This window comes from Mesorhizobium sp. L48C026A00, assembly GCF_000502375.1.
GTDB lineage: Bacteria > Pseudomonadota > Alphaproteobacteria > Rhizobiales > Rhizobiaceae > Mesorhizobium > Mesorhizobium muleiense.
The window spans coordinates 110780-137148 of sequence record NZ_AYWU01000002.1 but is presented as its reverse complement, the minus strand read 5'-3'; the positions used below and the strand labels follow the sequence as shown (position 1 = coordinate 137148).

Here is a 26369-nt window from a genome sequence, read left to right as displayed (position 1 = left end):
CGATGCCCACCGTCCCCGCGATCCTCGGCTTCGGCGCTATTGCGATCGACGACATCGTCTACGTCGATCAGCCGTTGTCGGCGGGCAAGGGGAAGGTTCTGCAAAGTGCCCGCGCTTTCGGGGGAAATGTTGCGACGGCGCTGGCCGCCGTCGTGCGACTCGGCGGAACCGCCGGGTTCGCCGGATGGCTGGGCAGTGCCGCGGACGACGCCGTGCTGCGCGATCTCGTTGCGAGCGGTGTTGAAACCGCATTCGCGCCGCGCCACCCCGACGCGCGCCCGGTGCGCTCGCGGATCACCGTCGGCTCGGACGGGGAACGGTTCATCGCGTATGACGACGATGCGATGCTGGGCACCGCTCCGGATTTTCCGGACGATATCCTCAGCCGCGCGACCGTCCTGATCGTCGATAGCTACGCGATCCGGTCCCTGGATGTCGTGGCTCGGGCTCGCGATCTCGGCCTTGCGATCCTCGGCGATATCGAATGGAGCAGCGGCCCAGCCACGGAGCGGCTGATTGCGCTCTGCGACCATCTCATTCTTCCACTCGGCTTTGCGCGGACTGCCACGGGGTGCCGATCGCCCGCCGAGATGCTCGATGCATTGTGGTTGCCGTCGCGGTCCGCAGTGGTTCTGACCGACGGTGGCAGGGGCGTGTACTATCGCGGGCGTGAAGAGACAGGTCTCTGGCACCTGCCTCCGCACAGGATTGTGGTCGTCGACTCGACCGGTGCGGGTGACTGCTTTCATGGCGCCTATGCCCATGCGTTGACGCGCGGAGCCGGCACCGCAGGCCGGGTGGCATTCGCGGCCGCGGCGGCAGCCCTTTCGATAACGGGCCGTGGCGGGCGCGAGGCGCTTCCGACCGACGACCAGGTTACGGAACTCCTGGCATCGACGAACGCGCCGTCAGCAGTCGAACTGAAAAAAACGCATGTCAATACTGGAACATAGCTAGAAACTATACGATGAAATATTTCGCAGGTGAACATGATCCGAGGAGGGTTATAAAAATCAGCGGCTTATACTTGCGGAGGGAGGAATATGGCAGAAGTCATTCTTGAGAATATCTGCAAAACCTACGGTAACAATTTTCGCGCAATCGACCAATTGAACCTATCGGTCGAGGACGGCGAGTTCTTGATTCTCGTCGGGCCGTCCGGCTGCGGCAAATCCACCGCGTTGCGAATGATCGCGGGATTGGAGGACATCACCAGCGGCAGCCTTCGGATCGGCGGAGTCGACGTCGTCGACATGCCGCCCAAGGACCGCGACATCGCGATGGTCTTCCAAAGCTACGCGCTCTACCCGCATATGACGGTGTTCGAAAACATCGCCTTTTCGATGCGGCTGGCAGGCAAGCCGAAGGCCGAGCGCAAGAAGCGCGTGGACGAGATCGCCAAAACCCTTCAGCTGACGTCTTTGCTGGACAGCAAACCCGCGAACCTTTCAGGCGGACAGCGTCAACGGGTTGCCATGGGCCGCGCCATGGTGCGCGAGCCGGCCGCCTTTCTCATGGACGAACCCCTTTCCAATCTGGACGCGAAACTGCGCGTGCAAATGCGCGCCGAAATCACCAGTCTGCAAAAGCAGCTCGGCGTAACGACCATATACGTGACCCACGATCAAATCGAAGCGATGACGATGGGGGACAGGGTCGCGGTGTTGAAAGGCGGCGTGCTGCAGCAGGTCGATACACCCAAGAGGCTCTATGAATCGCCGGTGAACGCCTTCGTTGCCGGCTTCATCGGCTCTCCTTCGATGAACCTTTTCGAGGCGACCCTGACGGGCGACGAACTGATGTCCGGCACCTTCGCCATCCGGCTGCAGGAGGCAGCGTTCGAGCGCAGGCCGGGCTTGAGGTCGTTTGCGGGGCGCAAGGTCGTGTTCGGCATACGACCGGAGGATCTTTATGACAGCAGCCTCGAATCCGGTCGCAAGTATCAGACGATACCGGCCAAGGTGACCTCGATCGAAGAACTCGGATCCGAACATATTGTCCATCTGGACATCGACGCGGTCCGGGTGGACTCCGGCGATCCGGACGCGGTGGACGATTTTGGCCTGGCATCGAACGCGGTGGCGAGATTCGAGCCGATCAGCGCCGTCCACTCCGGCTCGGAAATCCGGTTGGCCCTGGATGATGCCAAGTTCCATTTCTTCGATCCCGAGACGCATCTGGCGATCTGAAGATCTGCGGCAGACCGCAGGCGAGAGCGAGGCGCCTGCGAAATGCAAGAAGGCTTCTGAGTAGAGCAGACGATCGTCCGCATTGTGCGGTCGATCTTAAAGAAGGAGGAGAAAATGATGTTTCGGATACAACCCGCGATGCTGAAAATAGCCGCGGCCGCATGGTTGCTTGGCGCAACCGGCGCCATGGCGGACACGACGCTGGAATTCACCCAATGGTGGGAGCCAGAATTGCCGGCCGGCTCGCTCAGGGCAATCATGAATGACTTCGAGGCTGCAAACCCCGGAATCAAGGTGACGCTGGTCAGCGGCCCCTATGCGACCACGCGAGACCAGATCTCGGTTGGTGCTGCAACTGGAACGCTTAGCGACGTCGTCGGTCTCGACGGCGCCTGGGTGAACAATCTGAACGCGCAGAATGCGCTGGCCGACATGAACCCGATGATGGATGCGAGCGAGTTCGACCAGACCCAGGTCGCGGATATCATCAAAGTGGACGGCAAGGCGGTGATGTTTCCCGTGGCTTCGTTCGTCTATCCGGTCTTCGTGAACATGGATCTCGCCGCCCAGGCAGGCGTGACCAAGCTGCCGTCGACCCGCGCGGAGTTTCTCGAAGCCGCCAAGAAGATGACCCATGCCGACAAGAACCAGTATGGCTGGGTGCTGCCCTTGTCGCTGCAAACGCCGTCCGGTGTCCAGAACGACCTGATGTCGTGGGTCTGGGCCTCGGGTCAATCGATGATGGCTGACGGCAAGCCGGCTCTCGAGGGCAAGCCGGTCGTCGATATGCTCACCTTCGTCAAATCGCTGAACGACGCCGGCGTCATTTCGCCCGGCATTGCCACCAAGACCGAGCAGGAAAAGGTCGAGGAATTCGTGAACGATCGGGTCGGAATGATGATCGACTCGCTCGCGCATGTGAACCTCATTCGCAAACGCAATCCCAAGCTGAACTTCGACCTCATCCCCGTCCCGGTCGTGGAGAATTACAACGGCAAGCGCGGCCTTCCCTACGCCTCCTGGGGCATCGGCATCTCTGCGGCCTCAAAACATCAGGAGGAAGCCTGGAAGCTCGTCCAATATCTGATGAGTGAAAAGGTGAACGCCAAGCTCGTGACGCTTGCAAACGCCTTCCCGGGCAACGTCAATGCCAAGCCCGATTTCGTGACCTCGGACAAGGCTTTCGCCAAGGCTTTCGAAATCTTCAAGACCGGCTATCTCGCCAACGAGTTCACGGGTCTGCCGGTGGCTGAAGACCTGATGACCCAGTTCGACGTGGAAGCCCAGAAGATGCTCGCCGGCGAGCAGTCTCCGGAAGAAGCCGCAGCCAACGCTCAAAAGGGCTGGATGGCGAAATTCTGAGCGACCTGTTCCCCGTTGCTATCTTCCACCGGGTAGCCTGACTTAGGGCAGGCCACCCGTCAACAACGGATCGGCAATTTGAGATGGACCTCTTTCCGAAGCTTACCTTCCTCTTGAAGGCACATCCCAAGGGTTGCACATGACTCGGCAGAAGCGCTCCCACCATCGACTGAAACGAGCGGTCGCACCCTATCTCTATCTGTCACCCTCGCTCCTCATCATCGGCCTTCTGATGCTACTGCCGATGGTGACGGTGATTGGCTATTCGTTCCAGAACAGCGCGGTGCTGCGTCGCGACCCATCCTTTGCCGGACTGAAACACTACCACGCGATCTTTGCCGATCCGGTGTTCTGGGCCTCGCTGTGGCACACGCTCTACTTCACCTGCATGGGTGTCATCTTCCATATGACCATCGGCATGGTCTTCGCACTCATGCTGAACAGCGACCGCATCAATCCGACGCTGCGCAACATTCTGCGCGTGCTCTACATATTGCCTTGGCTGTTCACCGCGGTGATTATCGCCGTGATCTGGCGCCTCCTGCTCGAGCCGAACGGTGTCGTGAACAGCGTTCTCATGCAGATGGGCATCATCGGTTCCAAGGTCGAGTGGTTTTCCTCGACGGCGACCGCGCTGCACGCCGTCACCTTCGCCAATATCTGGGCGGGCTACCCGCTTTTCATGGTCAGCTTGCTCGCAGGCTTGCAGGGCATTCCCAAGGATTTCTACGAGGCCGCCGATATCGACGGGGCGAAGGCCTACCAGAAGCTGATCTTCATCACCATCCCGCAGCTGATGCCGATCATCATCAGCATCTCGCTGCTCGACTTCATCTGGACCATGCAGGTCTTTCCATTGATCTGGATAACGACGGGCGGCGGTCCGATCTACTCGACCGAGGTCCTCAGCACCTACACGTACAAGCTGGCGTTTTCGAGCTACAACCTGTCGCAGGCGTCGGCGAGCGCCGTGGTCATCCTGCTGATCTCTCTCGGCCTGACGCTGTTCTACATCCGCTATCAAAAGGCTCGGTAGTCACCATGAGGAAAAGGCACACACCGAAAGACAGACTGATCACCGTCGCGCTCCATGTCGCGCTTGCCGCAGGGCTCTTTTTCGCGGCCTTCCCGATCTACTGGATGCTGAGCAGCTCGTTCAAGTCGAATACCGAAATCTTTGCCCTGCCACCAACCGTCCTGCCGAAGGCCTTCACGCTGGAAGCGTATGCGGCCATCCTTGGCGACCCGGTAAAGCTGCGCTTCTTCTTCAACAGCTACTTCGTGGCCGGAGCGGTGACCGTGCTGACGGTCCTGATCGCCTTGCTGGCGGCTTATGGGTTCAGCCGTTTCAATTTCCGCGGAAAGGGCAGCCTCAACACACTCATCATCAGCACGCAGACGATTCCGCCGATCACGCTTTTGATCCCCTTCTTCGGGCTTGTCGTCTCGTATGGCATCTTCGACACCTACGTCGCACTGATCCTGACTTACCTGGTGTTTACGCTGCCCTACGCGATCCTGCTGATGACTGGATATCTGAACACCTTGCCCCGCGATCTCGATGAAGCGGTGGCTGTCGACGGCGGCACCAGCTGGACCGCACTCTGGCGGGTGATCGTCCCGATTTCACTGCCTGGTATCGTGGCGACGTCGGTCTACACCTTCCTGTTGTGCTGGAACGAATTTCTCTTTGCGCTGACGCTGACGAAGTCAACGTCCATGCGCACCGTCCCGATCGGCATCCAACTTTTGATGGGGCAGCACGCCTTCGAATGGAACCAGATGATGGCGATGAGCGTGCTGGGCTCGCTCCCGCTCTTGCTCATCTACCTCGTTGCCCAGAGGTTCTTCCTCGCCGGCATGACCGCGGGCTCGGTCAAGTAGGATGTCCCTCCCACGGAGAACCGATGGGGAAGGCCGCGCGTCGAAATCGATGGATTGGACCTTCTCTGCTGGCAGGCGATATCGCCGCGGCCTCGGGCGTCTTCATAGCGCCGCTGAATCGTGCTCGTGCTGTTCATCCAGCGCCACATCAACAAAGGGCTGACGCAGGGCGGCATCAAGGAATGAAAGCATGAAAGACCTGAAAGTCGGTTGCCAGACCTTCACCTGGGAAATGCTCGGAGACCGGTTTGCCGGTGGTCCCGACGATCTGCTCAAGGCGATCGCCGATGGCGGTTATGCCGGCATCGAGATCACCGACACGATGATCGGCCGCTATGCAGACAGGCCGGCGGAATTCGCCGCGGCGCTGAGATCGGCCGGCCTCACCCTTGTTTCTTTCGCCTTCGGCTCGAAGAGCGGCTTTACGCTGATGGAGAGCATCGGCGCCGACCTGGAGACAGCGAAACGCTGGATCGATTTTGCCGCTGCCTTTCCAGGCGCGCTGGTTTCGATGGGCTCGGCCACCGTCGTGTCCGACGGCCCGCGTGACGACAAGTTTGCCATCGCGGCCGAGGTCTACAACAAGGCCGGCGAACTCGGACGCAGGGCCGGCGTCGACATCGCCGTCCATCCCAGTTCCCACCACAACACGCTGCTGTTCGACCGTGCCGACTACGATCGGATTTTCGAACTGGTCGATCCGTCGCTCGTCGGCTGGGTGCCCGACACCGGACACATATTGCGCGGCCGTCAAGACATGATCGACACGCTCACCACCTACCGCGACCGCATCCGCTACGTGCATCTGAAAGACGTCGATCCCAGCGGCACTTGGGCGATGCTCGGCAAGGGCGTCTGCGATACCCAAGCGGTGATCGATATCGCCAGCGCCGCACCTCGTTTCAACGGCTGGCTGGTGCTGGAAGAAGAATCCGAGACCGCCGCCGGCGATCCGGCCGCCGCGGTCAAGACCAACCGCCAGACGATGCGCGGCTACGGCGCGTGAGGAAGAGACCATGATCCGGAAGCAAGACCGTCGCCTTCGTGTCGGCGTGCTCGGCTGCGGGCCGATCGCCCAATTCGCCCATCTCGAATCCTGCGTGAAGGCCGGCAACGCCGATCTCTATGCGATCTGCGATGCCGCCCCCGATCTTCTGGCGCGTATGGCCGCGACCTATGAACCCGAAAAAGTCTATGGCGATTACGATGAGATGCTGGCCGACCCGCAACTGGAAGCGGTGATCGTGGCGACCTCCGACGCCTATCACGTGCCGATGTCGATCAAGGCGCTCGAGGCCGGCAAGCACGTGCTGTGTGAAAAGCCGATCGGCGTCTCGGTCGAGGAAGGCGAGATGCTCGCCGATGCGGTCCGGCGCTCCGGCAAGGTGCTGCAGGTCGGCCATATGAAGCGCTTCGACCCGGCACTGGAAGCGGCGCGCGATTTCGTCCGCGATGAGATCGGCGAGATCCTGGCGCTAAAAGCCTGGTATTGCGATTCCACGCACCGCTACACCAACACCGACGCGGTCCAGCCGTTGCCGGTCACCAGCAAGCTGGCGCGCAAGCCGGGCGGCAATCCGAAGGCTGATCTCAGGCAGTATTTCATGCTCGCGCACGGCTCGCACCTCGTCGACACCGCGCGCTTCCTGTGCGGCGAGATCGTTGCCGTGCGCGCCCGCCTCAACAAACGTTTCGGCGCCTATTGCTGGTTCGTCGAAACCGAGTTCGCCAATGGCGCGCTTGGCCATCTCGACCTCACCGTGGCTGTCCGCATGGACTGGCACGAGGGTTTTCAGCTCTATGGCGAACACGGCTCGGTGATCGCGAAGACCTTCAATCCCTGGTATTTCCGGGCGAGTGAGGTCGATATCTTTCACGAGAAGGATGCAACGTCGCGAAGGCCGCTCGGCGCCGACGGGCATTTCTTCAGGCGCCAGCTCGAAGGCCTCGCCGAGACAATCCTTGACGGCAAGCCGATGCGCGGCGCCAACGTCGAGGACGGACTTGCCTCGATCCGCGCCATGGTGGCGATCGCCCGTTCGGTCGAAACCGGTGATCGCGTCGAGATCGCTTCCGTAACGGGGGCGGTCTGATGCAGATCGGGGTGTTCGCCAAGACCTTCCCCGGCAGCGAGCCGGCTGGCGTGCTGGCAGCGGTCCGCGACGCGGGATTTGCCGTCACCCAGTTCAACCTTGCCTGCGCCGGGCTGCCGTCGATGCCGGATGCGGTGCAAAAAGACGCCATTGATGCCATCGCGGCCGCATCGAATGCTTGCGGTGTCGTCCTTGCAGCGCTCTCGGGAACCTACAACATGGCCCATCCCGCCAAAGCTGTGCGCGACGACGGCCTGCGTCGGCTTGGCGTGGTCATCAAGACCGCGGCAGACATTTCCGTTCCGCTGGTCACCCTGTGCACGGGAACGCGCAACGCGGACGATCAGTGGGCATATCATCCCGACAATACCGAGCCCTCGGCATGGGACGACATGGCGAGCGAGATGGAAAAGGCGTTGCAGCTCGCGGAGCGCCACGGCGTCGATCTCGGCATCGAGCCCGAACAGGCCAACATCGTCACCTCGGCGTCGGACGCGATGCGCCTCATCGCCGAGATGGGGTCGACACGGCTGCGCATCGTGCTCGATCCGGCCAACCTGTTCGAGCAGGCGAGCTCGGCCGAAGCACGCGCCATCGTCGCCGCCGCCGTCGAACGCACTGCGGGCCACGTCGCCATGGCGCATGCCAAGGACCGTTTCGCTGACGGCCGCTTCACGACGGCCGGCCGGGGTGTCGTCGACTTTGCGGATTTCGTCGCCAGGCTGAAAGCATCGGGCTTTGATGGGCCGCTGGTCACGCATGGCCTCTCGGCCGAAGAGGCACCCAGCGTTGCCCGCTTCCTCAAAGGGCTGGTGTGATGGCGCGCCTGGCCACGCTGCTTCGCGATGACGCCAAGCTTCGGATTTCCGATAGTGGCGACGGCATTGCGGTCATCTTTCAGCATGGGCTGGGCGGTGGCGACGCGCAGGTCGCCCAGGCCTTCCCTTCCGGGCCGGGCTTGCGGCGCATCACGCTGGAATGCCGCGGGCACGGCGCGTCCGGACTGGGCAGCCGCCGGCCGTTTTCCCTGGAGATGTTCGCGGACGATGTTGTTGCCGCCGCCGATCAGGCCGGCCTCGATCGTTTCGTCGCCGGCGGCATTTCCATGGGCGCGGCGATCGCCATGCGCCTGGCCTGCCGTCATCCGGACCGCGTCGCGGGTCTTCTCCTGGTGCGGCCGGCCTGGATTTTCGACAGCGCGCCGGTGAACCTGCGGCCGATCGCCGAGGTTGCCAGGCTTATCCTGGACCACGGCCACGACAAGGCGAGGGCGATCTTCGCGCAATCGGAAACCACCGCGCGCCTGCAGCGCGAAGCGCCCGACAACCTTGCCTCGCTGTTCGGGTATCTTGACCGGCCGGACGCCGCGCCGTTCGCGCAGGTCCTCGCCGACATTGCCGCCGACGGCCCGGGAGTTTCAGCGAGTGACGCCGCTGCCCTTGGCATCCCCACGCTCGTCATCGGCAATGCCATGGATGCGGTGCATCCGCTGCCGGCTGCGCGCTCGCTTGCCGCCGCCATTCCCGGCGCGACCTTTGCCGAAGTCGCTCCCAAGGCGCTCGACAGCGTCAGGCATTTCGCCGAGCTGCAGGCTGATATCACGACCTTCCTTCACACCTCCTCGAACTTCCGGAGCCTCATTCCGTCATGACGACCAAATCCTTGTCCGGTCCCGACGCCATTGCCGCCCTGCCGCGCAACCGGCTGCTCGGCGAATTTTCCTTGTGGTCGGCCGACCTTGCCAATATGGAGCGCGACCTGAAGCGCATAGAACCTCACGTCGACCTCCACCACATCGACGTCGCAGACGCCCGCTTCACCCCCGGCTTCCTGTTCTTCCCGGACCTGGTAGCGCGGATCGCCAGGCTGACGGCAAAACCGATCCATGTGCACCTGATGGTCGAAGCCGAGATCGTCGAGGAGCAGACGCGTCAGTTCATCGATGCCGGTGCCGACATGGTCAGTGTGCACGCCGAAAACGGCGAAGCCGGCCTGCGCGCCGTGCGGCTGGCGCATGCGCTCGGCGCCGAGACCGGCGTGGTGCTCAGGCTGGAAACGCCGGTGGCCGCGGTCACGCCTTTCCTGTCGCAAGTGGCGTTTGTGACGCTTCTCGGCACATCCATCGGCATCAAGGGCCAGAGCCTTTCCGAGCAGGCCTGCCCACGTTTGGTCGAAGCGCGCGCACTGATGAGAAAAGCCGGTCGCGAAACCGATATCATCCTGGCTGCCGACGGCGGGATCCGCCACGAGACGGTGCCGCGCCTGCGCGCCGCCGGGGCCGAGACGGTGGTGCTCGGATCGCTGGCATTCGGCGACCCTGACCTCGCGCAGCGCATGGCCTGGCTGAGTGGACTGAAGGTCGCCGCCTGATGACAAGACTGGCCCTCGCCTTCGATCTCGGCGGAACGGAGCTGCGCGGCGCGCTGGTCGAGAGCGGCGGCCGCATTGTCGCGCAGGTTTCGGCGCCGACGATGGCGATAGCGGGATCGGATGCGGTGATCGGCCAGATCATTGCACTGGCCGGGGCGCTTCTGGCACAGCGCCCACAGGCGGATGTCGCCGGCATCGGCATCGGCGCGCCGGGACCGCTCGACCCCAAGGCCGGCATCGTGATCGCGCCGCCGACGCTGGCCGGCTGGCACGACGTGCCGTTGATCGACATCCTCGGCAAGCATTTCGGCCTGCCGGTGCGGCTGGAAAACGACGCAAACGCGGCCGCCCTTGGCGAATGGCGCTTCGGCGCCGGCCGGGGCAGCGGCTCCCTGGTGTTCGTCACCGTGTCGACCGGCATCGGCGGCGGGGTCGTTGCCGACGGCCACATCTATCACGGCCGGCGCGGGCTGGCGGCCGAGATCGGCCACATGACCATCACCGGCGAGGGCGACCGCTGCTTCTGCGGCGCCGTCGGCTGTTTCGAGGCGGTCGCCTCCGGAACCGCGCTCGGGCGGCGTGCCACAGCGCTGACAACGCCGGGCGACGGCTCCCGGCTCAGGCGCCTTTCGGCTGACGGCAACGTTTCGGCCAGGCACGTCGTCGAAGCCGCACGTGCCGGCGATATCAGCGCGCTCGAATTGATCGAGGCGGAGGCGAAGTGGCTCGGCATCGGCTTCACCAACCTGCTTCACCTCTATTCGCCGGACCTGATCGTCATGGGCGGCGGCCTCGCCAATGGCTTCGACCTGTTGGCTCCAACCATCAGGGCGACCGTCGAGCAGCGGGCGATGCCGGCCTACAGGGATGTACCGATCGTGCCGGCGCAGCTTGGCGACCGCGCAGGACTGATCGGCGCGGCCAGCCTGATCCTGTGGGAAGGCGAACCGGGCGTATCTACTTGACCAGTGGCCGAATGCGCCATGGTGCAAAACCCTTGAGGGCCGGCAGGACAGAGGGGGCGCCAAGGATCGCTGCAGTCTTCATTCTGCGCCGCTGCATCGCCCGACTGAGCTTGNGGGACAGCGCCCCCCTCTGTCCTGCCGGACATCTCCCCCACTTGGGGGGAGATTGGCTGTCATCGCCGCTTTCGCCAATCGCCAACGCTGGACGGATCAAGCTGCGGGTGAAGCAGCCAATCTCCCCCCAAGTGGGGGAGATGTCCGGCAGGACAGAGGGGGCGCCAAGGATCGCTGCAGTCTTCATTCTGCGCCGCTGCATCGCCCGACTGAGCTTGGCGGGCGCGCAGCCTGCCGCCTACTTCCCGCAATGGTGATCGTTGATCTTGTTCAAGGCATTCGCGTCGGGTCCGACCCTGTGGTAGGAGCAGGCTCCTGCGGCTGTCGTGAACAACTGCCGATCATAGTAGCGCGGGCCGCCGAACAGAATGTCGATGATGTTGCCTTCGGCGGGAACGTAGCGATCACGGTCAGGCCGATCATCGCGATCTCCAGCCAAGGCCGCGACAGACATGCTGCACCCCATTGCGAAAACGAGAGCGCGGATCGCAAAACGTTTTGTTGTCATCGGGGAATGCCTTTCTGGCCGTTCGGCTTCTCACCATACATCCAAAATCGCCAGCCGGACAAAAGTTCCCTCACCCTGGCTGGACCAAGCTCACCATATGACCTGTCACAATAGGTTTATCCTGCGGCACTGCGCGGCAATCTACCCCGCGATCTCCAGCAAGGACGATACCAGCAACCGACGTTCGTCCTGTGAGAGGACGTCCGAATCGAAGAGATTCATGCTGCGAAGTCCTTCGATGGCGAGGTAGCAGACCAACAGCGCCTTGAGGTCCGGCGTCTCTCCCTTGAGCCGCTCGAAAACCTGCCGCCTGAACGCTTTTATCGGCGTCAGGAAATCGGGGTCCTCGGCGATCGCCGAAAATATCCAGGAGGCTGACGGTTTCGATTCCGCGGCATGTTCGGCCGAAAGCTTGATGTAGGTCGCAAGCGGGCTCTCGCCGCTGACGCCGGCAGTGCGGGCGGCGTCCAGCGCCTGCTCGAAGGCGCGCAGATAATCCTCAACCAGCGCCTGCATCAGTTTCGCCTTGGTCGGGAAATTGTACAGCAAGCCGCCTTTCGACACCCCGGCCCGGCTGGCGACGGCGTCCAGCGACAGGCTGCCGGGCCCTGTCTCGCGTGCCACATCAGCGGCGGCGGCGAGAATTTTATCACGCGAATTTGCTCTGCGGGCTTTCATCAATCGTTCCCCTATACATTAGCCTACGCGGAATTGACAAGACCGTCCAGACGGTACAGTAAGGTCGCCGTCATTTGATATCGGGACCAGTCACAGATATGTGTTTGGGTCATCCGACTGTTGTGCCGGGCCATGGCCAAGGGGACTGTTCGTGATCAAGCGTTTTATCATTGCCTTCATTCTGCTCGTGCTGGTCTGCGGCGGCATCGTCGGCTTCAATTTGTTCCGCGACAATGCAATGCAGCAATTCTTCGCCACGATGAAACCGCCGGCCGCGACCGTGTCGACGACAATCGTCAAGCCGACGGAGTGGACGCCGGGCGTCGAGGCGATCGGCACTGTCAGCGCGGTCCGCGGCGTCGACCTGACCGTCGAAACCGCCGGCATCGTCAAGGACATCCTTTTTCACGCCAATCAGAAGGTTGAAGCCAACGCGAGTCTCCTTCAGCTCGACGATGCCGCCGAACGCGCCGATCTCGATGCGACGAAGGCGCAAGCAGCGCTCGACCAGACGGCGTTGACACGCGCCCTTGAATTGCAGAAACGCGATGTCGGCTCGGAATCGACGCTCGATACGGCGCGGGCAGCCGCATTGGCTTCCGCTTCGCGGGTCAACAGGCTGCAGGCGGTGCTCAAGCAGAAGCTGCTGACAGCGCCCTTCGGCGGCACCGTCGGTATCCCCAGGATCGACCTCGGCCAGTATCTCTCACCCGGCACTTCCGTAGCGACCCTGCAGGATCTGGAGACGATGCGGGCCGATTTCTCGGTTCCCGAACAGCAGCTTCCGCTGCTGAAGATCGGCCAGACGGTGCGGCTGGGCATTGGTGACGGCGAACTGCCGTTCGCCGGCACCATCCGCGGTATCGACCCGAAGATCGATCCGACCAGCCGGCTGGTGACGGTCAGGGCCGAGGTCGCCAACCCCGAAGGCAAGCTGACCCCTGGCCAGTTCGTGCAGGTGCGCGTCGAACTGCCCGAGGAAAACAACGTGCTGACGGTGCCGCAGACCGCGCTGACCTCCAGCCTCTACGGTGACTTCGTCTACGTGGTGCGTCCGGCAAAGCCAGCCGCGGCCAACGGCGCCGCCCCTGCCGCTGCGGAGCCGGAAGAAAAGCCGGCCACAGACCCCGCGGCCGAAGCGTCCGCAGCAAAACCCGAGGAACAATCGGCTGCTGCGCCGGCCGAACCGACGGCGGAAGAACAGAAGCCGCAGCTCGTGCTCGCCCAGGTGTTCGTCAAGCCAGGCCGCCGCAACGCCGGCCTGGTTGAGATCCTGGAAGGCATCGCCCCCGGCGACGAAGTCGTTACCGCCGGCCAGAACCGCCTTTCCAACGGCATGTCCGTTGCCGTCGACAACACCATCGATCCGTCCAAGCCGGCAAACCAGCAGGCAGCCCAGAAATGAGCTTCTCCGACATCTTCATTCGCCGTCCGGTCCTTTCGACCGTGCTCGCCTTGATGATCCTGCTTCTGGGTTTCCAGGGCATCTTCAGCCTCTCGATCCGGCAGTATCCGGAGGTCGAAGAAACGGCCATCACGATCACCACAGCCTATCCCGGCGCCAGCGCCGACCTGATCCAGGGGTTCATTTCCGCGCCGATCGCCCGTGCCGTCGCCTCGACCGAAAACATCGATTACGTCACGTCGGCGAGCCGGCCGTCCTCAAGCACCGTGACGGTGCAGATGAAACTCGGGTCCAACCCCGACGTCGCGCTGAACGAAGTCTTGTCGAAGGTACAAAGCGTGCGCGGCGACCTGCCGGACGAGTCCGAAGACCCGGTGATCGTCAAGGGCACCGGCGAGCAGTTCGCGATGATGTATATCTCGATGCAGAATCCGAACATGACGCCGGAACAGCTCACCGAATATATCGAGCGCGTCGTGCGGCCGCGCATGTCGACGGTCGAGGGTGTCGCCGACGTGCAGATTTTCGGGGCCGCCGAATATTCGATGCGCGTCTGGATCGACCCGATCAAACTGGCGGCGCGCGGCGTGACGGCGTCGGACGTGCTGACCGCCATCAACGCATCGAATTTCCTCTCAGCACCCGGAAATACCGAAAGCGAGTACGTCGCCTCCTCGATCACCGTCCGCTCGACGCTGCAGACGCCGGAGGCTTTCGCCGCTCTTCCGCTTCGTTCCACAGACGGCAATGTGGTGAGGCTGCGCGACGTGGCGCGCGTTGAGCTCGCCGCGGCGAACACCGACACCAGGGTTACTTTCAACGGCAAGCCCGGCATCTTTCTCGCCATCTTCCCGACGCCGGCCGCCAATCCGCTGACGACAGCGGAGGCGATCCACGAAATCGTGCCGACGATCCAGGAGACGCTGCCGCAAGGCATGACGATCGAGATCGTCTACGATTCGACCGAGCAGATCAGCGCCTCGATCGAGGAAGTGTTCAAGACCATCGGCGAAGCGGTCGCTATCGTCATCGTCGTCATCCTGCTCTTCCTCGGCTCGTTCCGCTCGGTGCTGATGCCGATCGTGACCATTCCGCTGTCGCTGATCGGCGTCTGCTTCCTGCTGTTTACATTGGGCTATTCGATCAATCTCTTGTCGTTGCTGGCCATGGTGCTGGCGATCGGCCTCGTCGTCGACGATGCCATCGTGGTGGTGGAAAACATTCACCGCCACATGGAGGAAGACGGCTTGTCGCCGATGCAGGCGGCCTTCAACGGCATGCGGGAGATCTCGTCCGCCGTCATCGCCATGACGATAACGCTGGCCGCCGTGTTCGCGCCGCTGGCCTTCACCGGCGGCCTGACCGGCGCACTGTTTCGCGAATTCGCGGTAACGCTTGCCGGCTCGGTGGTGCTTTCGGGTGTCGTTGCCCTCACCGTCACGCCGATGATGTCAGCACGCATCCTGAGGGCCGGCTCGCACAGCCGCTTCCAGCGCATTGTCGACAACACGTTCAGGCGCGTCGAAAACGTCTATGAGCGGCTGGTCAGCGGCTCGCTAAAATATCGTCCGGTGACGCTGATGATCGTCATCGCACTGGTCGCCACTACCGGCTTCATGTTCACCAAGACCGCCGGCGAACTGGCGCCGGAAGAAGACCAGGGCTTCTTGCTGTCTCTTGTGAACGCGCCGCGCTACGCGACGTCGGACTACACCGAGACCTATGTGAACCAGATTCTCGGGCTGATGAATGATATTCCCGAAACCAGGGCGCGGTTCTCTGCCGTCGCCTTTCAGGGCCCGACGAACAGCGCCTTCGTCGGCTTCGCATTCAAGGACTGGGCCGAGCGCGAGCGCAGCTCGAAGGAGCTTCAGGAAGACATCACCGCCCGCCTTACCAAGGTGGCGGGCGTCGAGGCTTTCGTCTTCGCCCCACCGACGCTGCCCGGCTCCGGCGGCGGCCTGCCGGTCACCATGGTGGTGCGCTCGACCGGCGATGCCTCCCAGGTGTTCGAGGCGGCCGAGGACATCAAGAACAAGGCGCAGGCCTCCGGTCGCTTCCTCGCCGTGCAGAATTCGATGTCCTTCGATGCGCCGCAAGTGACGGTGACGATCGACCGCGACCGCGCCGCGGCGCTCAACCTGCCGATCGCCGACATCGGCCGGACGCTGACCCTTTTGGTCGGTGGCGCCGAGGTGGCGCAATTCGACCGCGAGTCCAACAGCTACGACATCATTCCGCAGGTGCCGCAGAACTTCCGCGACAACCCTGAAAAGCTGGCCGAGTATTTCGTGCGCAGCGCGTCGGGCGAGATGGTGCCGCTCTCGGCGGTGGTGAAGATCTCGACCAACGCCTCGCCGGCCGTGATCGAGCAGTTCAACCAGTTGAACTCCGCGACGATTTCCGCTCTGCCATTGCCCACGCTGACCACCGGCGACGGGCTGAGGACCATCGAGGACATCGCCAGAGAAAGCCTGCCCGACACGTTCTTCATCGACTATACCGGCCAGTCGCGACAGGAGAAGGAACAGGGCTACACGATCATCATCGCCTTCGCGGCAGCTGTTCTCGTCATCTATCTGGTGCTGGCGGCGCAGTTCGAAAGCTTCCGCGATCCGTTGATCATCATGATGTCGGTGCCGCTGTCGATCTTCGGCGCAATCGTGCCGCTCAATCTGGGGCTGGGAACGCTCAACATCTACACGCAGGTCGGGCTGATCACGCTGATCGGCCTGATCACCAAACACGGCATTCTTCTGGTCGAATTCGCCAACCAGCAGCGCGAGCTCCACGGGATGCGGCGGCGCGATGCGATCGTCGCCTCGGCCAGGGTGCGGCTAAGACCGATCCTGATGACGACGGCGGCGATGGCGCTCGGCGTGGTGCCGCTGATCATTTCCAGCGGCGCTGGCGCCGCAGCGCGCTATTCGATGGGCCTGGTGATCTTCACCGGCATTCTGGTGGGAACCATGTTCACCCTGTTCGTGGTGCCGATGTTCTACACCTTCATCGCCAGCAAGGACCTGCCGCATCACGCCGAGAAGCCGGACCCGAAGCTGATGCCGGTGCCGGTTGATTGATTGACAAAAAGGCCGGAAACTTCCGGCCTTTTTTCTTGGGCAGTGATGTCCGAATCGCCTTCTTTATCTATTTGACGATGACGATCCTGGTGTTGGTCGGACCGAACATCTCGAGAAGCTGGTAGAAGTCGGCGGCGTTGTCCGGATGCAGCCGCACGCAGCCATGCGAAGCCGGCTGGCCGAGGCGCCTGACGAAATTGGTCGCATGCACGGCGTAGCCACCCTTGAAGAAGACCGAATGCGGCATCGGCGCGTTGTCATATTTCCTCGAATACCACATCTGGTGCATGCGGGTCGGCTTGAACGACCCGGTCGGGGTGAGATGCCCCCTACCGCCGGTCGAGACTTTCCACGCGAAGGTCGGCCGGCCGTCGACGAGGACTTCCATCGTCTGCTGCGAAAGCGAAATCCGCGCCACGATCTGATTGGCGGCCCGATTGGCAGCATCGGCAACGCCGTTGTCGGCGCCGAACAGAAGAACCGTGCCCGCGGTGACGGCGGCGGCGATGTTGATGAGCTTGGCGGAAATGGCAGTGTACATGATATCCCCTGTCTGCCGGGTATGGCCCGGCTCCAATTCGATGACTGGGCTTGTCGTTGGGTCACGTTTCGAATTGATTTCGCACAGCCGACGTTTCTGTTTCGAAACTGTTTCCTCTGGTTAACGGCCGGAGGCCCATCCGAGGCATTTGCAGGGGTGAAACCAAGGACAGGACGGTTTGCCTGGTCGAGCTCGGACCCGCGAAAAGGTACTCTGTCGTCTCTGGGGAAAGTGCGATCTTGCCTCACATGAAAGAAATTTGACTTGGCTCGAAACCAATCGGCAACAAAGCGCGGACTCGAGCGGCATGATCTGGATACAGGCCGCCCGCAGAGTTGACCCAACGAAAACAGCCGGCACAAACGAAGATGAACATGCAGTCTAACGCGATCTCCTGGCTGTTCAGGATAAGCATAGCCGCAGTGTTGATTTGCATGCCTCACTGTTTTCGCCACGGTCTGGATCGTCTCCAGCCTGCGCATAACCGGCTCAAGGCCCTCTGGCGGGTCGGTTTTGGGCTGAAGAAGATGCGCGGCACCTCCGGCAACTTGCAGCCGAGAGGACCGAAGGCCCGCGCCGCAACGGGGGGCTCCGATGGCGGCGCGGGCACTTCGGGGTTTTCCCTGAAGCGAACCTGAAACCAAATTTGGGGGACGAAAACGATGAACACGAAATTTGCAGCTTCGGTACTTTCCGCACTGCTCTACGCACAGGGCCTGCTCGGCTTTGCCGGCCTCGCCACCGTGCTTCTCAGGGATCGTGCCCATGCCAGCGAATTCGTCGCGGCCAGCGAAATGCCGTCAGGTCCGTCGCTTCTCGTGGTGCGCTGAGCGTCTGGGCCTGTGGACAGTACGGTGAGGGCCGCGGCCTCAGTCGGCGAACTGCGTCGGCGGATCGAACCGGTAGCCCGCACCCCGTATGGTGGTGATGGTTTCGGTGTCGAGCTTGCGGCGCAGTCGCACGATGCGCGAATCGATCGAGCGATCGAAGGCATCGGCATTTTCGGCGGGCGCGGCGGCAATGATATCGTCGCGCGTCAAGACCTTGCGCGGACTGGCCAGGAACAATCTGAGCAGCGCCACCTGACCCGGCGACAACTGTTCTTCCGTGCCGGAGCGATGCATGACCATGGCCGACCGGAGGTCGACCGTCGCGTTCTCCAGCACGACCAATTCCCCGGCGTTCCGGCCGCGCCGTGCCAGCAAGCCGCCGATACGGGCGGCGAGTTCCCTGACGTTGAGCGGGCTCTCGACGACGTCGGCGGCGCCGAGCTCGAGCGCCAGCACCTTGTCGACGAGATCGGCCGGCCGGCAGATCAGGATGAAATCCGGCCCGCCCTCGCCGCCATGGCGCTTGAGCAGGTCACGCCCTTCCGCCTGGCTGAGGCTGTCGCCGACGACAACGACATCGATGCCGTTTCCGGAAAGCAAGGATTCGGCCTCCCACGGCTGCCGCACTGCGCGCACGTCATGACCGCGCCGTTCGAGATGGTCGGCCAGATCGGTTGCGACCACTTCGGCGACGGAAACAAGCGCGATGATGGATCGTGCAGCCATTTTTTTCCACCCTGCAACCCGGCAACCCAAGATGAGTGCTGGACATGATGTTTATACCCAATCTACTTTCCGCTGAAAGTGGGAGCGAGAGCATCGTGCGGGCACGAATTGTCGTCGTCGAGGACGAGCCGGATCTGAGGGACGCGGTTGCCGAGTATCTCGACGCCAGCGGCTACGATGTCGCTACGGCCGAGAGTGCCAGCGCTGCGCGAACCTTGCTGGAAACGCAGTCGTTTCACCTGGCCATCCTCGACATCGCCATGCCGGGCGAGGACGGCCTGTCGCTTGGCCGCTGGATGCGCTCGAAAACGCCGATCGGCATCATCTATGCCACTGCCGCCGGCACCGCGCTCGACCGCATCGTCGGGCTGGAACTCGGCGCCGACGACTACATCGTCAAGCCCTACGAATTGCGCGAGGTGCTGGCGCGGGTCCGCAGCGTGCTGCGCCGCGTGCCGCAGCCGGCCGAGCCGCAGGCCGCCAAGGCCGAAACAACTGCCAACCGCCGTTCCATGAGCTTCGGACCTTTCCATGCCGATCTCGACGGTCGGTTCGTCACCGGCACCAATGGGACGGTCATCGACCTGGCCAAGAGCGAGTTCGACGTGCTGGAGGTCTTCCTGACGCGTGCCAACCGCTTGCTGACGCGTGCGGCGATCTCCGAGGCGATCGGCTTCGCGGAAGATCCTGAATCCTCACGTGCAGTCGATATCCGCATCATGAGGCTGAGGAAGAAGATCGAGGCGGACCCGGCCAATCCGAAATTCCTGCGCACAGTCCGCGGCGAAGGCTATATCTTCTCGCTGCCGACCGGCGAAGGCAACTGAGCGGCGCGACCAACCACTCTCGGTGGCACGACTGTGAAATGACGGCTGACCATGACGGCTGAAGCACGCAGCGATAGGCACGGCGTCAGGCAGGGCGCGGCGATGGCCGCTGTTCACATCGTTCGCCGGCTTCACGAAGCTGGCGACTGGCAGCGCGAGATGGGCAGCATCCTTGAAACGCTGTGCGGGGCCATGGATTGCCAGCGCGGCATCCTGTTTCGGCTGCGCGAACTGCCCGGCCAAGGCTTTGCCCAATCGGTGGCGGCCTACTGGATCGACCCCCGATATGGTGGCGAGCTGGCATCGCCGACGGTGATCATGCAGTCGGTTGTCAATTCGGACCCACTGCTGGAACGGTTGGCGGAGGACGAGCGGCAAGGCAAGATCTTCGCGGGACACACGCGCGACCTCGAAGGCTTTCTGAGAACCGACTTCGAAAAGCAGCACATCAAGTCGTTCCTGTCGGTGTCGGTCTTTGCGCATGGCCATCTGTGGGGCACGCTGGCGGTCAACGACTGCGTGAACGAGCGCGAATGGACCGACGAGGAAGTGGCGACGCTGCACATCGTGGCGCTGGCCATCGGCGACGCCATCGAACGATCGCTTTCCGATGCCCACGCCAGCGAAGTCATCCGCCGCACCATGCTGCAGGCCTCGCTCGACGCGATCATCGTCATCGACGAGACCGGTTCGATCATCGAGTTCAATCCGGCGGCCGAAAAGATGTTCGGCTACCAGCGCAGCGACATCCTCGGCAAGGACCTGCTCGACACCGTCGTTCCGGACTATTATCGCAAGGGCTATGTGTCGGGCGCCGAATACATGTCGGGCCGCGGCGCGCCGATGGTCGGGCAGCGGATCGAGACCGTCACCCAGAATGCTGCCGGCGAGGTCTTTCCGATCGAATTGACGGCAACCGAGATGCGGGTCGCCGACCGCCGCCTGATCTTCGGCTCGATCCGCGACCTCCGCGACAAATTGCGTGCCGAGGAGGAGATCGGCCGCCAGCGCGAAAAGCTGCACCAGAACGAGAAGATGGCGGCGATGGGCTCGCTGCTTGCCGGCGTGTCACACGAGCTCAACAACCCGCTTGCCGTGGTCGTCGCCCAATCGACTTTGTTGCACGAGTTCGCTTCAGACCCGCAGACCAAGGTGCGCGCCGAAAAGGTGCGCGCCGCCGCAGAGCGCTGCGGCCGCATCGTCAAGAGCTTCCTCTCGATGGTCCGCCTGCATCCGGCGTCGCAGGCCGAGACCGACCTCAACCAGGTGGTCCGCGCGGCACTCGAAGTGACCGCCTACGGCGCCAGGTCGACCGGCATCATTATCGATACCGATTTCGCCAGCGGCCCGCTGCTGGCCATGGCCGACGCCGACCATGTGACGCAAGTTGCCGCCAACTTCCTCATCAACAGCCAGCACGCTCTGGCCGGCATCGGCGGCGACCGGCTGATCAAGGTTCGCACGTTTCGCAGCGATCGCGGCAATCCCTGTTTCTCGGTCGAGGACAACGGGCCGGGCGTGCCGGAAGCGATACGCTCTCGCATCTTCGAATCGTATTTCACCACCAAGCCGGTCGGCGTCGGCACCGGCATCGGCCTGTCGATTTCGAAATCGATCATCGAACGGCACAATGGCAATGTCTGGTTCGAGGAAGTTCTGCCGAGAGGCGCCCGTTTCGTTGTCCAGTTGCCGGCGATCGCCGGCGGCGCGGCCGCCGCCGGCGAAAACCCGTCGCGCTCGAGCGGATTGCGCCACGCCCTGATCATCGACGACGAGCCGGATGTCGCCGCCTCGCTGTCCGACATTCTGGAGTTGATGGGCATCAAGTCGCGGATCGTGCCGGCCTGGGCGTCAGCCGCCGCGACCTTGTCGGGCCATATGCCGCCGGACATCGTCTTTTCCGATCTGCGCATGCCCGGCACCAGCGGCATATCGATCTATCGCGAACTGCTCGCCGAAAAGCCTGATCTGGCGCGGCGCTTCGTTCTGGTCACCGGCGACCTGATCGGCGCGAAAGCCGAAATCGAGGCATTGCCGGCGCCGCAGCGGCCGCAGATCCTGGAAAAGCCGTTCAGCACGCTGGACGTGCGCGGGGTGCTGTCGGCCATCGCCGAGCAGGCCGCATTGGGCAGCTAGGACTTCGGACTGGTGGAAATCGGTTTTTGAAAAAATCCGATGCTCAACAAAGGGGCTTTCCAGAGAAAAAAGACTCCCGGCCGAGGATGCGGCGGGAGCCTGCCTGGAGCGCTGGAGGGGTCGCTCGGGCATCAAAAAACGTTCGGCGTATCGGTCAGCGGCGCGGCATTGGCGATCACGCGAACCGCGCGGGCCTTGTGAATGCCGGATTGCTCAGCAATGACGCGCAGGCACTCCGCACTCTCGGCGCCCCAGGCCTGCCCCTTGCAGACAAAATCGATCTCCGGCATCGGCAGCCGCGCGGTCTTGGTCGTGGTCGGGGCGCCCTTGACGATGTTTGCCGGCGGGTTCAGTGAAGCAAAGGCGGGACCAACAGTCGGCGCGAACGCCATGCCGGCGAACGCGGCGGCGCCCAGCACCACGAACAGCGCCATCGGATGGTCGTTGGCGCGCTGGCGCAGCGCCAGCTTCGGCCGCCGATCCTTGCCCTTCAGCGCTTGCAGACGGCGGTCATTGCAGGCAGTCCGGATTTTCGTATACATCGCGCTTCCCTTCGTCGATCTTCTTTTTTTGTTGAAACGAACTTAGTCGCACCTTGTAACGGACGAACGACGCACGCAAACTGACCGTGTAACAGCTTTGAAACGGGATTTCGGCGGGCACATCCGGTCATCGCAGGGGCGCGGGATCAAATCGCGCCGCCGCTCCGGCCCGGCGACGTCCGGTCGCCACTTTGAGACGCCCTCGCCTGCACCATGGGGCGCTGGTGATTACTGCAGATTAAATTCCCTGAGGATTTTCTGTGCCGCAATGCGCCCAGCCACGATTGCGCCTTCGACATAGCCCGGAAACGACGGCGACAATTCCGAAGATGCAAAATACACCGGCGGCTCGCCGGCCAGGATAGTTTGTTCGGCCTCGGTGGCGCTTGTATCGATGATGAGATCGGCGTAGCCGCCGCCGCTCCAGCGATCATCGGTCCAGTCGCGACAGCTGAAATCGGTGAACTTGCCTGCATCCGTGCCGAGCGCCTGCTGCAGCCGCGCCGTAACCTCGGTGCGCAACGCGGCATCTCCAAGTTCCCGCCAGCGGAGGGCAAGCGGCCCGCCGACAAAGACGACCAACGCGGGGTGGCCGTCGTCCTTGCTGGCGTCACAGGCAAAAAGTGCGGGCGGATCGCGCCACATCACCATGCCGCTCAGGCCCTTGGCGCGCCAAAACGCGGTGGCATAGCGCATTTGTACTTTGATCACCGCGCCGCTCTGCCAGACGCCGAGAGCCTTTTGCAAGGCAGCCGGCAGCGGCGGCGCGAAGTCCAGCTTCGAAGCCATCATCGGCGGCATGGCGATCAGCGCTATTCGAGCCGTGATCGAGCCCGTCGTCGACGCGAGACGAACGCGTCCCGGTCTGCGCTCGATCGTTCTGACCGGTGTGTTCAATCGCAGGCGGTTGCCGAGATCGCCAGCCAGATCATCCGCCAGGGACTGCATGGTTTCGTGCACGAAATACTGCAGCTCCGACACCTCGTTGGTGATACGGCGGTCATTGTCGATGAGGTGCCAAAGCGGCAGTTTTTCAAGCGCTTGGCACCACAGGCCCTCGATCATCGAGCGGAAAGCCGCCTTGGCCTCGCCGGGATCGTTCTGGCGATCGAGCCATGCGGCGACGGTCAAGCCGGCGATAGCCGGATCGCCCGGTGCGATCGCGTTCATGCGGTCGCGGATCGACATCGAGGCGTGGTAGATTCGCTCGACTTGCTTTGCGCCGGTCAGCGGCTGGGCAACGAACTCGCCCTTAGCATAGGTCTCGACCAACGTCTTGCCGCGCGTTCGCACCAGGGCCATCAGTTCCGGCATGTCCTCGCACAGGAACTGACCGCCGCTGTCGATCCGCTCGCCAAGCCCGTTCCACTGGGACTCGACCCGCCCGCCGACGCGGCCGCGCGCCTCGAGCAGCGCAAGATCGATGCCGGCCTTGCTCAATTCATGCGCGGCTGACAGGCCGGTAAAGCCGGCGCCGACGATGGCGACATCGGTTCGTACGGTCTGGCGCTTCAAGAGCCGGCCCTGAAGGTCTCGAAGTCCGCAATCATCCGCGGCTTGAGCTTCGGAGACAACGTTCCTGTCGAGATCATCAAACCCCGCTCGATCGAATTGCAGGTTGCTGGCTGCTCCGCCGGGCGACCCGCTTTAGCCAATGGTCTTTTCCAGCATGCTTATCCAGTTGCGGTAGGCGATCTTCTCGATCAGCGCGCGACCGAAGCCGCGCGCGGCGAACGCGTCGAGCAGCTTCGGCAGGCCGGTGACGTCGCCGACCACAGCCGGGATCATGGCGCCGTCGAAGTCGGACCCGAGCCCGACGCCGTCTTCGCCCAAAGCCTGCAGCAGTGAATCGACATGGCGCACCATGACGTCGAGACTGGTATCGGCATTCATCCTGCCGTCTTCGCGCAAAAACCCGGTCGCGAAATTCAGCCCGACCATGCCGCCCGAGTCGCGGATCGCGCCGAGCTGCCATTCGGTGAGGTTACGCGAATGGCCGCAGATCGCATGGACATTGGAATGGGTCGCGACCAGTGGTGCGTCGCTGATCTCGGCGACGTCGCGAAACCCCTTCTCGTTGAGGTGCGAAAGATCGACCATGATGCCGAGCTGGTTGCAGGCCTTGACCAGCGCCTTGCCGGCATCGGTCAGGCCAGGTCCGGTGTCGGGCGTCGACGGGAAACGGAACGGCACGCCATGGCCGAAAGCGTTCGGGCGGCTCCAGACGATGCCGAGCGAGCGCAAGCCGGCCGCATGCAGCACGTCGAGCATGGTCAGTTCGGGGTCGATCGCCTCGACGCCTTCGATATGGAACACCGCTGCGATCGACCCTTGCGCCATCGCGTTTCGCACATCGCCGGCGCTGCGGCAGACGGTGAGCGCCGACGCTCGTTCCAGCCTGAACAGGATCGAGGCCATGGCGATGGTGGAAGCAAGCGCGTCGGCGCGCGGAATTTCGGGCGGCAAGGGCTCGATATCGCTTGGCGCGGGAGGAACCGCACTGCGCTTGGATTTCTCGACCGGCGGCGGAAAGATTGCGAACATGCCGCCGGCAAAGCCGCCCTGTTTCGCACGCGGCAGGTCGATGTGGCCACCCGATGTTCCCTCGATGAACAGCTTTTCGACATCCGCGTCTTTCGACTGATAGAGCCTGAGCAGCGTGTCGTTGTGGCCGTCGAAGACGGGAACAAGATCGGTTTCGGTCATCAAGGGATCATTTCGGTTCGATTGGTCGGGCGGGCAATATCCTACTTAGGCAAGGCAATACCCACTAGGCAAGACGAGCGCTCGAACGATCGGGTAGGGGACGCCGAATTGAAGGCGAAGGGCTTTGGGCGCGTTCTTGCCTTCTCCCCTTGTGGGAGAAGGTGGATCGGCGCGCAGCGCCGAGACGGTTGAGGGGTGTTGGACGGAGTGCTGTCGGTGCCAAGCTGGAGCACCCCTCATCCGACCGAGCTTCGCTCGGCCACCTTCTCCCACAAGGGGAGAAGGNTGCCAAGCTGGAGCACCCCTCATCCGACCGAGCTTCGCTCGGCCACCTTCTCCCACAAGGGGAGAAGGTGGAGCCACTGGCGCCAGGACCGGCGCTATTGCTTCAGCACGTCGGCCCATTCCTGGTGACGCCGGAACTGGGCGTTGGCGAACGGGCAGAGCGGAATGATCTTCTTGCCCGCCGCGCGCGCGTCCTCGACGGCGCGGGTAACGAGCCTAAGTCCCGCGCCCTGGCCGCGAAACGCATCCGGCACTTCGGTGTGGTCGATGATGATCTGGTGCTCGCCGACCTTGGTAAAAGTCATCTCCGCCTCGGCGCCGTCAGGCCCGCGCAGGAGATAACGGCCCTTGGAACCGCGATCCTCCAGTTCGACCTCCGGCAATTGGTCAGGCATTGCTTACGCTCCTTCTGCCGGCGTAGCGGACAGGAACCGCCGCGCCGCCTCGATCTCGTTCGACTGCACCTCATGGCCGCCGTCGTGCCACTCCACTGTGACATCGGCGCCATCGGCGCGCAAATGGGCTTCTAGCCGCGACGTCAGGTTGGGCGGACAGATCGGATCGCGCCTGCCTGCTGTGACCAGGATGCGGCGGCCGGCGAGACTTCCCTCGATTTCCGGCTCGAATGGGATCAGCGGATGCATCAGCACCGCCGCGTCGAACAGAGAGGGCGCCGCGAACACCACCGAGGCCAGGATGTTGGCGCCGTTGGAATAGCCGAGGCCAAGCACCGACGCGGGCTTTGACGCCTCGACATGCGCCCCGATATGCGCCTTGACGAAGCCAATCATCTTGTCCGTCGCCCGCGCCAGGTCGTCCATGTCGTAGACGCCCTCGCCGGTTCGGCGAAAGAAGCGCGCAGCACCGTCTTCCGAGACATCGCCGCGCGGCGAAACGATAGTCGCCTGCGGCGCGAGATCACGCCCGAGCGACAGAAGCTGGTTCTCGTCGGCCCCGGTGCCGTGGAAGACGAAGAGCAGCGATCCATCAGGCGAACCCGGCAGTGTCCTATAGGTGTAAGCGTCCTTGCTCATGGCCTTGTCCTTAATGCATGTCGCGCAAAAGTGCGCAGCGGTTTTGCGATGACGACATGCACAAAACCAAACTAAAAGCGCGTCGCCCAACCTG

25 protein-coding genes are annotated in these 26369 nt (G+C 63.0%); 16 read left to right on the top strand and 9 right to left on the bottom strand.

The window, feature by feature from the left end; translation table 11 throughout:
* Positions 1-2: 2 nt before the first annotated feature.
* From X738_RS47765 to X738_RS47715, 11 genes are all read left to right on the top strand, one after another.
* Entirely contained in the window at positions 3-953 is a 951-nt protein-coding gene (locus X738_RS47765) for a PfkB family carbohydrate kinase (protein WP_023797148.1), read from the top strand.
* 90 nt (positions 954-1043) lie between these two features.
* Complete coding sequence (locus X738_RS47760) at positions 1044-2189, top strand: ABC transporter ATP-binding protein (protein ID WP_023797147.1); 1146 nt, start codon at positions 1044-1046, stop codon at positions 2187-2189.
* A 114-nt stretch (positions 2190-2303) separates the two neighbouring features.
* Positions 2304-3551, top strand: a complete 1248-nt coding sequence (locus tag X738_RS47755; RefSeq protein WP_023797146.1) for an ABC transporter substrate-binding protein — start codon at positions 2304-2306, stop codon at positions 3549-3551.
* Positions 3552-3690: 139 nt separating this feature from the next.
* A complete protein-coding gene (locus X738_RS47750; protein ID WP_023797145.1) occupies positions 3691-4587 on the top strand; it encodes a carbohydrate ABC transporter permease in 897 nt (298 codons plus the stop codon).
* Between the two features lie 5 nt (positions 4588-4592).
* The gene (locus X738_RS47745; protein ID WP_023797144.1) at positions 4593-5435 is read left to right on the top strand and encodes a carbohydrate ABC transporter permease; all 843 of its coding nucleotides are present in this window, start codon (positions 4593-4595) and stop codon (positions 5433-5435) included.
* A gap of 190 nt (positions 5436-5625) precedes the next feature.
* Entirely contained in the window at positions 5626-6441 is an 816-nt protein-coding gene (locus X738_RS47740) for a sugar phosphate isomerase/epimerase family protein (RefSeq protein ID WP_023797143.1), read from the top strand.
* A gap of 10 nt (positions 6442-6451) precedes the next feature.
* Positions 6452-7528 (top strand): Gfo/Idh/MocA family protein, encoded by a 1077-nt coding sequence (locus tag X738_RS47735; protein ID WP_023797142.1) that lies wholly within the window; start codon positions 6452-6454, stop codon positions 7526-7528.
* Positions 7528-8346, top strand: a complete 819-nt coding sequence (locus tag X738_RS47730; protein WP_023797141.1) for a sugar phosphate isomerase/epimerase family protein — start codon at positions 7528-7530, stop codon at positions 8344-8346. The genes X738_RS47735 and X738_RS47730 overlap by 1 nt, the downstream gene beginning before the upstream one ends.
* Complete coding sequence (locus tag X738_RS47725) at positions 8346-9179, top strand: alpha/beta fold hydrolase (RefSeq protein WP_023797140.1); 834 nt, start codon at positions 8346-8348, stop codon at positions 9177-9179. The genes X738_RS47730 and X738_RS47725 overlap by 1 nt, the downstream gene beginning before the upstream one ends.
* Positions 9176-9898 (top strand): ribulose-phosphate 3-epimerase, encoded by a 723-nt coding sequence (locus X738_RS47720; protein WP_023797139.1) that lies wholly within the window; start codon positions 9176-9178, stop codon positions 9896-9898. The genes X738_RS47725 and X738_RS47720 overlap by 4 nt, the downstream gene beginning before the upstream one ends.
* Positions 9898-10863, top strand: coding sequence for an ROK family protein (locus X738_RS47715; protein WP_023797138.1), 966 nt, complete (start codon positions 9898-9900; stop codon positions 10861-10863). Before X738_RS47720 ends, X738_RS47715 begins: the two co-directional genes overlap by 1 nt.
* A gap of 352 nt (positions 10864-11215) precedes the next feature.
* Here the strand turns inward: X738_RS47715 and X738_RS47705 are convergent, their stop codons facing one another.
* Both X738_RS47705 and X738_RS47700 read right to left on the bottom strand, forming a co-directional pair.
* Positions 11216-11431: a hypothetical protein gene (locus X738_RS47705; protein ID WP_306454928.1), complete on the bottom strand. Its 216-nt coding sequence runs from the start codon at positions 11429-11431 to the stop codon at positions 11216-11218.
* 195 nt (positions 11432-11626) lie between these two features.
* Positions 11627-12163 (bottom strand): TetR/AcrR family transcriptional regulator, encoded by a 537-nt coding sequence (locus tag X738_RS47700; RefSeq protein WP_023797135.1) that lies wholly within the window; start codon positions 12161-12163, stop codon positions 11627-11629.
* A gap of 151 nt (positions 12164-12314) precedes the next feature.
* On the opposite strand from X738_RS47700, the gene X738_RS47695 reads away from it, so the two are divergent.
* The gene (locus X738_RS47695; RefSeq protein WP_373420389.1) at positions 12315-13568 is read left to right on the top strand and encodes an efflux RND transporter periplasmic adaptor subunit; all 1254 of its coding nucleotides are present in this window, start codon (positions 12315-12317) and stop codon (positions 13566-13568) included.
* Positions 13565-16648: an efflux RND transporter permease subunit gene (locus X738_RS47690; protein ID WP_023797133.1), complete on the top strand. Its 3084-nt coding sequence runs from the start codon at positions 13565-13567 to the stop codon at positions 16646-16648. The genes X738_RS47695 and X738_RS47690 overlap by 4 nt, the downstream gene beginning before the upstream one ends.
* A 67-nt stretch (positions 16649-16715) precedes the next feature.
* Here X738_RS47690 and X738_RS47685 read toward each other — a convergent pair whose 3' ends face one another.
* Complete coding sequence (locus tag X738_RS47685) at positions 16716-17189, bottom strand: L,D-transpeptidase (RefSeq protein WP_023797132.1); 474 nt, start codon at positions 17187-17189, stop codon at positions 16716-16718.
* 662 nt (positions 17190-17851) lie between these two features.
* Here X738_RS47685 and X738_RS82110 point away from each other — a divergent pair.
* Entirely contained in the window at positions 17852-18019 is a 168-nt protein-coding gene (locus X738_RS82110) for a hypothetical protein (protein ID WP_023797130.1), read from the top strand.
* Between the two features lie 39 nt (positions 18020-18058).
* Here X738_RS82110 and X738_RS47675 read toward each other — a convergent pair whose 3' ends face one another.
* A complete protein-coding gene (locus tag X738_RS47675) occupies positions 18059-18745 on the bottom strand; it encodes a response regulator transcription factor (RefSeq protein WP_023797129.1) in 687 nt (228 codons plus the stop codon).
* Positions 18746-18792: 47 nt separating this feature from the next.
* On the opposite strand from X738_RS47675, the gene X738_RS47670 reads away from it, so the two are divergent.
* Entirely contained in the window at positions 18793-19572 is a 780-nt protein-coding gene (locus X738_RS47670; protein WP_063830524.1) for a response regulator, read from the top strand.
* 51 nt (positions 19573-19623) lie between these two features.
* Positions 19624-21708, top strand: a complete 2085-nt coding sequence (locus tag X738_RS47665; protein WP_031254100.1) for a PAS domain S-box protein — start codon at positions 19624-19626, stop codon at positions 21706-21708.
* 131 nt (positions 21709-21839) lie between these two features.
* Here X738_RS47665 and X738_RS47660 read toward each other — a convergent pair whose 3' ends face one another.
* From X738_RS47660 to X738_RS47645, 5 genes are all read right to left on the bottom strand, one after another.
* Positions 21840-22250 carry a hypothetical protein gene (locus tag X738_RS47660; protein WP_023797126.1) on the bottom strand — a complete coding sequence of 137 codons (411 nt, stop codon included), beginning with the start codon at positions 22248-22250 and terminating at the stop codon, positions 21840-21842.
* Positions 22251-22478: 228 nt separating this feature from the next.
* The gene (locus X738_RS0140460; protein ID WP_031254099.1) at positions 22479-23765 is read right to left on the bottom strand and encodes a flavin monoamine oxidase family protein; all 1287 of its coding nucleotides are present in this window, start codon (positions 23763-23765) and stop codon (positions 22479-22481) included.
* Between the two features lie 132 nt (positions 23766-23897).
* On the bottom strand, positions 23898-24956 hold the full coding sequence (locus tag X738_RS47655; RefSeq protein WP_023797124.1) for a dipeptidase: 1059 nt from the start codon (positions 24954-24956) through the stop codon (positions 23898-23900).
* Between the two features lie 380 nt (positions 24957-25336).
* Positions 25337-25636, bottom strand: coding sequence for a GNAT family N-acetyltransferase (locus tag X738_RS47650; RefSeq protein WP_023797123.1), 300 nt, complete (start codon positions 25634-25636; stop codon positions 25337-25339).
* 3 nt (positions 25637-25639) lie between these two features.
* Positions 25640-26275 (bottom strand): alpha/beta hydrolase, encoded by a 636-nt coding sequence (locus X738_RS47645; protein ID WP_023797122.1) that lies wholly within the window; start codon positions 26273-26275, stop codon positions 25640-25642.
* Between the last annotated feature and the right edge of the window lie 94 nt (positions 26276-26369).